Source organism: Saccharopolyspora terrae (assembly GCF_004348435.1).
In the GTDB taxonomy this organism is placed as follows: Bacteria; Actinomycetota; Actinomycetes; order Mycobacteriales; family Pseudonocardiaceae; genus Saccharopolyspora; species Saccharopolyspora endophytica.
This window is the reverse complement of the sequence record NZ_SMKS01000011.1, coordinates 116,872-127,385: the sequence shown is the minus strand read 5'-3', so window position 1 is coordinate 127,385 and position 10,514 is coordinate 116,872. Positions and strand designations below refer to the sequence as shown.

The window sequence follows — 10,514 nt, the reverse complement described above, 5'->3', positions numbered from 1 at the left end:
TACAGCACCGAGACCCAACGGCGCGCCGCCTTGCCCGGCTGGCTACACGGCTACAACCATCACCGCCACCACACCAGCATCGGCGGCCCACCCGCCAGCCGCGTAACCAACCTCTCAGGTCAGTACACCTAGCGGCTGACGCGAGTTGAGTCGCGGACGACCAGTTCTGGCTGGAACACCAGCTGGCGGTGCCGGATCGGCTCACCCGAGGTTTCCGCGATGAGCAGTTCCGCCGCCGTGCGGCCGAGCTTGCGCGCGGGCTGGCGCACCGAGGTCAGCGGCACCGCCGCGGCCCCGGCGAACTCGATGTCGTCGTAACCGACGATCGCCATCTCCTCGGGCACCCGCACACCCGCGGCCACCATCGCCTGCAGCAGGCCCAGCGCGAGCAGGTCGTTGGCGCAGAACACGGCCGTCGGACGCGGGCTCATCCCCAGCAGCCGCGCACCCGCGTCGCGTCCCGACGCGACGTCCAGCGCGGTGGACTCGAGCACCGACAGGCGCGCGCCGGTGCCTTCCAGCGCCGATCGGGCGCCCGACTCGCGGTCCCGGCACTGCGCGAGCATCGACGGGCCGTTGACCATCGCGATCTCGCGGTGCCCGGTCTCGGCCAGGTGCCGCGCCGCCAGCGCTCCCCCGGTCACGTCGTCGACGGCGACCGAACTGCCCTGCACCTCCGGCACGGTGCGGTCGACGAACACGTAGGGGATGCGGCTGCGGGCGAAGGTCCGCAGACGCTCGCCGGTGGTGTCCACCGGCGACAGCAGCAGTCCGCGCACCCGCTGCTCGGCCAGCATCGACAGGTAGGAGGACTCCAGGTCGACGCGCTGGCCGCTGTTGCAGGTGATCACGTTGAGCCCGGCCTCGTGAGCGGCTTCCTCGGCCCCTCGGGCGAGGTCGACGAAGAACGGGTTGGCCAGGTCGAGCACGAGCAGCGCCATGATGCGACTGCTTCCCGCGCGCAGCTGCCGAGCCGACTCGTCGCGGACGTAGCCGAGCTCCTCGATCGCCGACTGCACCCGCCGCCGCGTCTCGTCCGACACCAGCTGCGGGCGGTTGACCACATTGGACACCGTGCCGATGGAAACCCCGGCCAGCCGCGCGACGTCCTTGATTCCGACCATGCTCAGACCTCACTCACAGACTTCCGTGAGCTTAGTCCGCCGGTGTCGGGCCCGGCGCACGGCCGGGCCCGGCACCGCTCACACCTCGCGGGGCATCTCCTTGACCTCGCGGCGCAGGATCTTGCCGGTCGGTCCCTTCGGCAGCTCCGGGACCAGCCAGACCTCGCGCGGGTACTTGTAGGCGGCGATGCGCTGCTTGACGAACTCGCGCAGCTCGTCCTCGGTGGCGTCCTGGCCGGGCTTGAGCGACACGGCCGCGCCGACCTCCTCGCCGAGGTCGGGGTGCTTGACGCCGACCACGGCCGCCTCGGCGACCGCCGGGTGCTCGTAGAGCACCTCCTCGACCTCGCGCGGGTAGACGTTGTAGCCGCCCCGGATGATCAGGTCCTTCTTGCGGTCGACGATGAAGTAGTAGCCGTCGGCGTCCTTGGTGGCGATGTCGCCGGTGTGGAACCAGCCGTCCTTGATCGCCTCCGCGGTGGCTTCGGGACGGCCCCAGTAGCCCTTCATCACGTTCTCGCCGCGGATGACGATCTCGCCCGGCTCGTCGAGGCCGACCTCGTTGCCGTCGAGGTCGACGACCTTCATCTCGCAGCCGCGCACCGGCAGCCCGATGGAACCGGGCTTGCGCTCGTAGCCGGGCTGGTTGAACGAGGCCACCGGCGAGGTCTCCGACAGGCCGTAGCCCTCCAGCACGTGGCAGTCGAACTTCGCCTCGAACCCGCGCAGCACCTCCACCGGCATCGCCGAACCACCGGTCGCGCAGGTGCGCAGCGAGCTCATGTCGGCGCCGTCGGCGTCGGGGTGGTTGAGCATCGCGGCGTACATGGTGGGCACGCCCTCGAAGATGGTGACCCCGTCGCGCGGCACGATCTGCAGGGCCTTGGCCGGGTCGAACCGCGGCAGCAGCGTCAGGCAGGCGCCGACCATCACCGAGGTGTTGAGCGCGCAGGTCAGGCCGAAGACGTGGAACAGCGGCAGGCAGCCCATCACCACGTCGTCGGGAGTGAGCTCGAACAGCGTCTCCACCGCCATCTCGGCGTTGGAGGCGAGGTTGTGGTGGGTCAGCTCGGCGCCCTTGGGCTTGCCGGTGGTTCCCGAGGTGTAGAGCAGCACGGCGGTGTCGGAGTCGGTGCGCTCGACGGGCTCGGTGATCGGCTCGCCGCCGAGTTCGAGCGGGCCGACCGCGCCCACCACGACACCCGGGATCCCCACCTCCGCGGCAGCGGCCGGCACCGCGTCGCCGCCGCCGTCCCAGCCGTAGACCAGCGACATCTGCGAGTCGCGCAGGTAGTACTCGACCTCGCGGGCCTTGAGCAGCGGGTTCATCGGCACCACGGTCGCGCCCGCCAGCAGCGCGCCGTAGAACAGGATCGGGAAAGCGGGAACGTTCGGGAACACCAAGCCGACTCGGTCGCCAGGTGAGATGCCGCGTTCCCGCAGGTCACCGGCCACGGCGGCGGCCGAGGCGTGGAGCTGGGCGTAGCTGAGCACGTGCTCGTCGAGACGGACCGCGGGCCGGTCGCCGTGCCGCTGAGCGGACGCGACCAGGTTCGCTGCCAGGTTCGTCATGTTCCGTTCCCGTCGTCGTTGAGGTGGTTCGGAGCAGGCGAGATCATCGATCCCCAGCAAATCGTCCATGTTCCGCAGCCCGGTGGCAATCGTTCGGGTGTACATTTCGGTAACACGTAGTCGTCATACCTGCGGCAATGCGCCGAACGGTGGAGTGCCTGCGCTTCGGGCACCTCAGAGGAGCTGGGCGGCGAGTTCCGCGATCGTAGCGGCCTGGAGGTCGAACTCGTCCTCTTCGGCCGGCTCGCCCTCGCCTTCCCTGGCGATGTAGGCAGTGGCCATGCCCTGCTCCGCGGCGGCGCGCAGGTCCCACGGGTGGGAGGCCACCATCAGGGCCTGGCCGGGTTCGACGCGCATGAGTTCCAGCGCCTTGCGGTAGACCGACGGGTCCGGCTTGTAGGCGCCGACCAGCTCCGAAGACAGGGCGAACGCCCAGCGCAGGCCGCCGCGACGGGTGATCTCGGCCAGCGCGAGCATGGTCGTGTTGGACAGCGCGACGACGTTGAACCGGTCGGCCAGCGCGCCGACACCGGGCGCGGCGTCCGGCCAGGGCTTGGGGCGCAGACCTTCCGCGGAGAGCTCGGTCAGCGCCTCCTCGCCGAGCGAAACGTCGGCGGCCTTGACCGCGTGCTCCAGGGCCTCGCGGTTGAGCTCGTCCATCGGCCGGTACTCGCCGTCGGCCGCCTCGGACAGCAGCTCGTCGAGCCTGGTCAGCCAGGCGTTCGCGAGCGCGTCGCCTCTCTCCTCCGGTTCACCTGCCTTCCCGAGCGCGTCCTGGACCGCGGCGCGGATCGAACCTCGTTCGTCGACAACGGTTCCCAGGACATCGAAGATCAGCACGGACAGGCGAGTAACATCGAGCGACACCGGGTGATCATGCCTGTTCGGAACGCAAAATCACACCCCTTCGGGTGAACACGGTTCGATCTCGAGTCGGTAGCCGAAGCAGCAAAAGGCGGAAGCCACTCGACCACTTCGCTGCGCGGCCGATCACGAGGTGCGGGCGGCGACCTCCAGCAATCCCCGCATCCGGGTGGTCATCGCCTCGTGCAACGAGATGGCGGTGCTGGTGCGCTCGACTCCGTCGATGCCGAGGATCTCGTTGGTGATCCGGTTCAGGTCCTGCGTGTCGCGAGCCACGACCTTGACCATCAGATCGGCGTCGCCGGAGGTCGCGTGGATCTCGATCACCTCGGGCAGCTCGCGCAGCGCGGTGGTGGTCACCGGCTGCTTGGTCTGGCTGATCTGCATCGACACGAACGCCACCAGGTCGTAGCCGAGCGCCACCGGGTCGACGCGTCGGCTGAAGTCGCCGATGACGCCGTCGTGGCCCAGCTTGCGCAGCCGCGCGTGCACAGTGTTGCGCGCGACGCCGAGCTCGCGGGACAGGCCGAGGATGGTCTGGTCCGGATCGTCGTCGAGCGCGAGCAGGATTCGGGCGTCGAGGGCATCGATCTCGTTCACCAGCGGCACGCTCCGGGAGGTCGGCGGGTCGCCGCGCGCTCTGAACGCGCAGACGAAACCCCAGGTCAGATGTGGTGCCCGACACATCGACCAAGAACCGTGTGACGAGCACCCGCAAATTGAGCACTCTGCCACACCCGCGCGGCCGTTCGCGAATTCTGTCGCAGCCGCGGAGGGCTGTGTTGCCTGCTGTGCTGTGCTGACCCGACCATTTCGAGCATGCCTGCGCAGACCGCGACCCCGATCCCCGTGACCGCACCGACCAGCGCCGCCGAGACTCGGCAGCCGACCGCGGTGCCGCACACCCGCACCGAGGACGTGCTCGGTCTGCTCACGGGCACCTTCGTGGTCTCGCTCGGCCTGCACCTGCTCAAGTCGAGCCAGATCGTCACCGGTGGAACGGCCGGGCTGTCACTGCTGCTCAGCTACGGGCTGCCGGTTCCCTTCGGGGTGCTGTTCCTCGTGGTCAACCTGCCGTTCATGGCGCTGGCGGTGGCCAAGAAGGACCGCCGGTTCGCGGTGCGCTCGCTGCTCTCGATCGCGCTGGTCTCGGCGTTCGCCCCGCTGCACGCGCAGCTGTTCGGCGCCCTGCACCTGCCGCAGGTCTACGCGGCGGTCAGCGGCAACCTGCTCATCGGCATCGGACTGCTGATCGTGTTCCGGCACGACTCCAGCCTCGGCGGGTTCAACGTCGTCGCTCTGATCGCCCAGGAACGCCTGCGGTGGCGGGCGGGCTACGTGCAGATGGGCCTGGACGTGCTGGTGATCGTCGCCGCGCTGCTCGTCGTCTCCCCCATCGCGGTGCTGATCTCGGCGCTGGGCGCGGTGGTGCTCAACGGAGTCCTCGCGCTCAACCACCGGCCCGGGCGCTACCTGGGGGCGTGATCGCGTGAAAGCGGTGCTGCCGTCGGCGAAGACGACCGCCGGGACCGAGTTCGGGCACCGCGGATCGGGTCGTGGAGCGTGGTAGTTTTCCCGCGTTGACGAGGCATCGTGCGATCTGCTGCGGAGGCTCGCGTGAGCACCGAACTTCCTGACTTCGACGCCGTCTACCGGGGCGAGTCGCCCGTGACCGAGGACGCGCGCGTGCCGTGGAACATCGGCGTGCCGCAGCCGGCCATCGCCGAGGTCATCGAGCGCGGTGACATCGTCGGCCCGGTCCTCGACGCCGGGTGCGGCGTCGGTGTCACCGCTCGGGAGCTGGCCGCGCGCGGCTTCGAGGTGCTGGGTGTCGACCTGTCCGAGACCGCCATCGCACAAGCCGAGGCGGCCCGCGACGAACGGCACGCCACGGCGACGTTCCAGGTCGGCGACATCACCGAGCTCTCCGGCCACGACGGGCACTTCGGCACGGTCATCGACAGCACCCTGTTCCACTCCATGCCCGTCGAGAGCCGCGCCGCCTACGTCGCCGCCATCGCCCGCGCGGCCCGCGTGGGCGCACGGCTGCACATGCTGGTGTTCGACAAGGGCGCGTTCCCGGAAGGCGGCGGACCCAACGCCGTGGACGCCGACGAACTGCGCGCGGCGGTCTCCGAGCACTGGACGATCGACTCGATCGAGCCGAGCACCATCGCCGGTTTCCTGCCCGCAGGGGTCGGCACCCACTACCCGGCCGACGAGGCGGGACGCGCGCTCGTCCCTGCCCACTTCCTCACCGCGCACCGCTGATCAGGTCGTGACGCCGAACCCGCAGTCCTCGGGTGCTCCCCTGGCACGTCGTTTGGGCACCGTGGATGCGTCCGCGATCGGCCTGGGCTCGATGCTGGGAGCCGGGGTGTTCGCGGTGTTCGCGCCCGCTGCTGCCGCTGCCGGTAGCGGACTGCTGATCGCGCTGGTCATCGCCGGTTTCATCGCGTACTGCAACGCCACGAGCTCGGCGCAGCTGGCTGCGGTCCACCCGGCTTCGGGGGGCACCTACGTCTACGGCCGGGTCCGGCTGGGCCACTGGTGGGGTTTCACCGCCGGGTGGGGTTTCGTGATCGGCAAGACGGCCAGCTGCGCGGCGATGGCGCTGACCTTCGCCGCCTACGCCGCACCGGGTTTCGAGCGACCGGCCGCCGCGCTGGCGGTCGCGGTGCTCGCCGCGGTGAACTGCGTCGGCATCACCCGCACCGCCGCGCTCACCCGGATCCTGCTGGTGCTGGTGCTGGTCGTGCTCGCGGGTTCGGCCGCGCTGCTCTACCCGTCCGCCGGGCCGATCGGTGCGCACGACTGGCTGCCGCGCGGGCCGCTAGGAGTGCTGCAGGCATCCGGTCTGCTGTTCTTCGCCTTCGCCGGATACGCCCGCATCGCCACCCTCGGTGAGGAGGTCCGCGACCCGGCGCGCACCATCCCGCGTGCGATCCTGCTGGCCCTGCCGATCGCCGCCGTGACCTACGGAGTCGTCGGACTCGCCGTGCTGCTGGTCCTCGGACCGCACGCCCTGGCCGCCAGCACCGCACCGATCGCCGACGCGCTCGCCGCGGCCGGGTACGCGCAGCTGACGCCGGTGGTGCGGATCGGCGCGGCAGCGGCCAGCCTCGGCGCCCTGCTCGCGCTGATCGCCGGTGTCGGGCGCACGGGACTGGCGATGGCCCGCGAGGGCGACCTGCCCCGCTACCTCGCGGTGGTGCACCCGCGCTTCCAGGTCCCGCACCACGCCGAGCTGACCGTCGCCGTGGTGGTGCTCGCACTCGTGCTCACCACCGACCTGCGCGGGGCGATCGGGTTCTCCAGCTTCGGCGTGCTGGTGTACTACGCGATCGCCAACGCCTCCGCTTTCACCCAGCCACCGGCCGAGCGCCGGTGGCCGAAAGCGCTCAACGCCGCCGGGCTGGCGGGGTGCCTGCTGCTGGCCGCGACTCTGCCCTGGACCTCGGTGGTCGCAGGACTGGCGGTGTTCGCCGTCGGGCTCGGCTTGCGCCTGCTCAGCAGGGCACGCTCGGGCTGATGTCCGCGTTCAACCTCCTCCGCAGCTCGCCGGCCTCGGGAGCGTCGAGCTCCTGGTAGATCCGCACCGCCGTTTCCCAGTGGCGGGTGGCCGATTCGCGCCTGCCCGCAGCGGCGTGCAGATCGCCGAGCCCGGTGTGGGCGCGGGCCCGCACGTAGTTGCTGCAGCCGCTGTTGGCCACGCCCAAGGCGTGCAGGTGGCAGCGGGCGGCTTCCGCCTCGTCGCCCATCGCCGCGTGCGTCTCGGCCAGGGCCGTCAGCGCGATCGCCTCCAGGTTCGGCGACCGCATCTGGCGCGCGAAGACCAGCGCCGCGCGGTGGCTCTCCAGCGCCTGCGGGTGGTCGCCGAGGCAACGGCGGATGGTGCCCAGCCGGTGCAACGTCATGCCTTCGAGGAAGCGGAACTTGCTGCGCCGGGCGAGCACCAGCGCGCGCTCGGCGTGCTCGGCCGCCTCGACGAACCGGTTGAGGTCCCGGTAGAGGCCGGCCAGCGCGTAGGACGCGTCGGCCTCGGCCGGGCGGTACCCATGCGCTGCGGCCACCCGTGAGGCTTCCCGCAGGCACTCCAACGACTCCTCGTGCCGCCCCCACCGGCGGTGCAGCCGTCCGAGGCAGATCATCGGGCGCAGGCCCAGCAACCGCAGCCCGGCCTGCTGGTAGAGCCGCGTGGAACGGCGCAGGTGGTCCAGCGCCAGGTCGGTGTGCCCGGTGAACACGCACACCTCCCCGAGGCTCTGCAGCACCGCCGCGGTCCCGGCCGGCCCATCGGCCTTGCGCAGGGCCCGTTCCAGCAGGTCGCGGGCAGCCGCGAAGTCGTTGCGCCGGTGCGCCACACCCAGTCCGCGCAACGCGATCCCCTCACCGACCCGATCGCCGCGCCGCGCGGCGACCTCCAGCGCCTTGCCGTGGAGCCGCTGGGCCGCGTCGACGTGCCAGCCGAAATCGAGCGCGGCGTCCAGCACGACGGCGAAATCGACCGCGTAGTGCTCGAATTCGCCGTCGACCATCTCGGCGATGCGCACCATCGTGTCGCGCTTGGCGTCGAGCCAGCGGGCCGCGTCCTCGTGGTCGCGGATCGGCGGCGCGGGGAAGGCGGGTTTCGGCGCCGGCAGCGAACCCGGGGCGAGGAACCCGGACGCGATCGTGGCGACCTGCAGGTAGTAGTCGTAGAGCCGGCGCAACGCTTCCCGCCGCTCGGCGGAGTTCTCGGTGATGCTGGACAGCTCCGCGGCGTAGGTCTCCAGCAGGTCGTGCAGCCGGACCCGCTTGCCCGCGACCTCCTCCACCAGGTGCGCGCGCACCAGTTCGGCCAGGCCCCGGCGGATCACGCGGACGTCGTCCTCCCCGGCCAGCGCGGCCAGCGAGTAGGCGTCCATCTCCTCGCCGGGGTGCAGTCCGAGCATCCGGAACAACTTCGCCTCCGCCACCGACAGGTTGCGGTAGGACGCGGCGAAGATGGTCCGCACCGACGCCTGCGGGTCACCGCTGTCGAGCAGGTCCAGACGCGCCTGGGCGCAACCGAACTCGGCGATGGTCTGGCTGATGCCCCGGTGGCGGTGCCGCCGCACCCGTTCCGCCGCGATGCGCAGCGCCAGCGGCAAGCGCGCGCAGCACTCGATGAGCTCGTCCACGGCGCCCTCGTCGGTGACCAGGTCGCCCAGCAGTTCCTTGAGCAGCAGTCGCGCCTCGTCCGCGGTCATCCGGTCCAGCTCGACCAGGTTCGCCCCGTGCCCGACGAGGAGTCCGTCGAGCTGATGTCGGCTGGTGACCACCACCGCGCAGTCGGAGTTGCCCGGCAGCAGCGGGCGCACCTGCTCAGCGCTGGCGGCGTTGTCGAGCACCAGCAGCACCCGCTTGCCGTCGAGGAGGCTGCGCAGCCGCGCGCCGCGCTCGGCCGGGTCCAGCGGCACGTCCTTGCCGTCCACGCCCAGCGCCCGCAGCCACCCGGCCAGCACGTCGCCGGGTTCAGCCGGTGTCCCGGTGCCGAAGCCGCGGAGGTCGGTGTAGAGCTGGCCGTCCGGGAAGCGGGTTTTCACCCGGCGCGCCCAGCGCAGCGCCAGCGAGGTCTTGCCGGTTCCGGCCGTGCCGACGATGACCGCGATCGGGATCGTGCGGGTCTTGGCGTCGAGCATCCCGTCCAGTTCGGACAGCGGGAGCTCGCGGCCGACGAAATCCGGTGCGCTGTGCGGCAGTTGGGCGGGGACGTGCGTCGTTCCCATGACCTCGACCGCTTCGCCCGCGCGGATCTGACCGTGCAGGGCGCGCAGCTCCGGCCCCGGGTCCAGACCGAGCTCGTCGTTGAGCACCTCGCACGCGTGCTGGTAGGCCGACAGCGCCTCGGCTTGCCGTCCGCTGCGGTAGAGCGCGAGCATCAGCAGACCGTGCAACCGCTCCCGCAGCGGATTGCGGTGCACCGCGTCGAGCAGTTCGCCCGCGACGGCCTCGTGCCGACCGGCCCGCAGCTCGGCGGCGTAGCACTCCTCCACGGCCAGCGACCGCTGCTCGGTGAGCCGTTCGACGACGGCGTCGACGTCGGGCAGGTCGACCTCCTGGTACGGCCTGCCCCGCCACAGGCCCAGGGCACGCCGCAGCAACCCGGCCGCGCAGGCCGGATCAGGCTCGCCCGCCGCTTCGTCGAGCAAGGCCGCGAAGACCGCCGCGTCGAGCTCTCCCCTCTCGACCCGCAGGCTGTAACCGGCGGGGCCGTAGGTCAGTCGGTCGGGGTCGTCGAGCTCCCGGCGCAGCCGGTGAACGTGCACTTGGAGCCGGCTCGCCCCGTGCTCGTCCGACCCACCCCACAGCGCTTCCAACAGGACGGTGACCGGTACCGGTTCGTTGGCGTGGGCGAGCAGAACCGCCAGCAGGCTGCGCCGCAGCGCACCCGTCAGCAGCGCCGCTCTGTCCCCGTCGAACATCCGGACCGGTCCAAGAACTTCGAACCGCATCTCGCTTCCCCCAGAAATCCACAAACGATCTATCCTGCCGCACTTCACCCCTTCGCCGCTGCCTCCGGAAAGCGGCGAGAAAGCCATGCCGCGCACATTGGCCGCACATCGGCGGCCAACTCAACGAGAGCCACTCCAATGAGTGATACCGACTACCTGTTCGATGCAGGCGCGGATTTCGGAATGGGAGCGCGAATGGCCGGGTGACAACAGGTCCTTCGGAGAATGGAACGACATTCCGAGAACTCGAACCGCTCGCGACAACGCGACGACCGAGGCCGCGGGAACGTCAACGTGACCCGGCCTCGCGGGCCGGCGTGCGATCGGCTTTCGACCTGCAAGCGAAGCAGGTCGGCCCACGCGGCGTCGCCCTACGCGCGTGACCAGAAAAGACGATGATCCATCGCTACACCCCCCAGGTGTTCGCGCAGCTTCTTCCCCCAGAGCGCGGTGGTTGAACCACCGGCATCGGCTCCGA

General features: G+C 70.8%; 8 protein-coding genes and 1 pseudogene. 4 read left to right on the top strand and 5 right to left on the bottom strand.

Features of this window, described 5'->3' with window-relative positions; genetic code table 11:
• Positions 1-132 (top strand): annotated as a pseudogene (locus tag E1181_RS10050) (IS481 family transposase); the annotation flags it as partial.
• On the opposite strand, the gene E1181_RS10045 reads toward E1181_RS10050, so the two are convergent.
• From E1181_RS10045 to E1181_RS10030, 4 genes are all read right to left on the bottom strand, one after another.
• Positions 129-1,124 carry a LacI family DNA-binding transcriptional regulator gene (locus E1181_RS10045; protein ID WP_132673700.1) on the bottom strand — a complete coding sequence of 332 codons (996 nt, stop codon included), beginning with the start codon at positions 1,122-1,124 and terminating at the stop codon, positions 129-131. The pseudogene E1181_RS10050 and the gene E1181_RS10045 overlap by 4 nt on opposite strands.
• Before the next feature lie 78 nt (positions 1,125-1,202).
• Positions 1,203-2,696, bottom strand: a complete 1,494-nt coding sequence (locus E1181_RS10040; RefSeq protein WP_132673699.1) for a long-chain-fatty-acid--CoA ligase — start codon at positions 2,694-2,696, stop codon at positions 1,203-1,205.
• Positions 2,697-2,870: 174 nt separating this feature from the next.
• A complete protein-coding gene (locus E1181_RS10035; RefSeq protein WP_132673698.1) occupies positions 2,871-3,563 on the bottom strand; it encodes a haloacid dehalogenase type II in 693 nt (230 codons plus the stop codon).
• Positions 3,564-3,686: 123 nt separating this feature from the next.
• A complete protein-coding gene (locus E1181_RS10030; protein WP_207922087.1) occupies positions 3,687-4,160 on the bottom strand; it encodes an Lrp/AsnC family transcriptional regulator in 474 nt (157 codons plus the stop codon).
• 219 nt (positions 4,161-4,379) lie between these two features.
• On the opposite strand from E1181_RS10030, the gene E1181_RS10025 reads away from it, so the two are divergent.
• The 3 genes from E1181_RS10025 to E1181_RS10015 all read left to right on the top strand — a co-directional run bounded on the left by E1181_RS10025 (position 4,380) and on the right by E1181_RS10015 (position 7,092).
• Complete coding sequence (locus E1181_RS10025; RefSeq protein ID WP_132673696.1) at positions 4,380-5,045, top strand: YitT family protein; 666 nt, start codon at positions 4,380-4,382, stop codon at positions 5,043-5,045.
• 132 nt (positions 5,046-5,177) lie between these two features.
• Positions 5,178-5,831, top strand: a complete 654-nt coding sequence (locus E1181_RS10020; protein WP_132673695.1) for a class I SAM-dependent methyltransferase — start codon at positions 5,178-5,180, stop codon at positions 5,829-5,831.
• A 61-nt stretch (positions 5,832-5,892) separates the two neighbouring features.
• On the top strand, positions 5,893-7,092 hold the full coding sequence (locus tag E1181_RS10015) for an APC family permease (protein WP_408009561.1): 1,200 nt from the start codon (positions 5,893-5,895) through the stop codon (positions 7,090-7,092).
• Here E1181_RS10015 and E1181_RS10010 read toward each other — a convergent pair.
• On the bottom strand, positions 7,070-10,036 hold the full coding sequence (locus tag E1181_RS10010; protein WP_165944577.1) for an AfsR/SARP family transcriptional regulator: 2,967 nt from the start codon (positions 10,034-10,036) through the stop codon (positions 7,070-7,072). The two genes, E1181_RS10015 and E1181_RS10010, sit on opposite strands and share 23 nt — an antisense overlap.
• Positions 10,037-10,514: the final 478 nt, after the last annotated feature.

What these genes read in the sequence shown, in the direction of transcription:
- E1181_RS10010 (WP_165944577.1), bottom strand. Translation starts at nt 10,036, where the DNA reads ATGCGGTTCGAAGTTCTTGGACCGGTCCGGATGTTCGACGGGGACAGA.
- E1181_RS10040 (WP_132673699.1), bottom strand. Translation starts at nt 2,696, where the DNA reads ATGACGAACCTGGCAGCGAACCTGGTCGCGTCCGCTCAGCGGCACGGC.
- E1181_RS10025 (WP_132673696.1), top strand. Translation starts at nt 4,380, where the DNA reads ATGCCTGCGCAGACCGCGACCCCGATCCCCGTGACCGCACCGACCAGC.
- E1181_RS10045 (WP_132673700.1), bottom strand. Translation starts at nt 1,124, where the DNA reads ATGGTCGGAATCAAGGACGTCGCGCGGCTGGCCGGGGTTTCCATCGGC.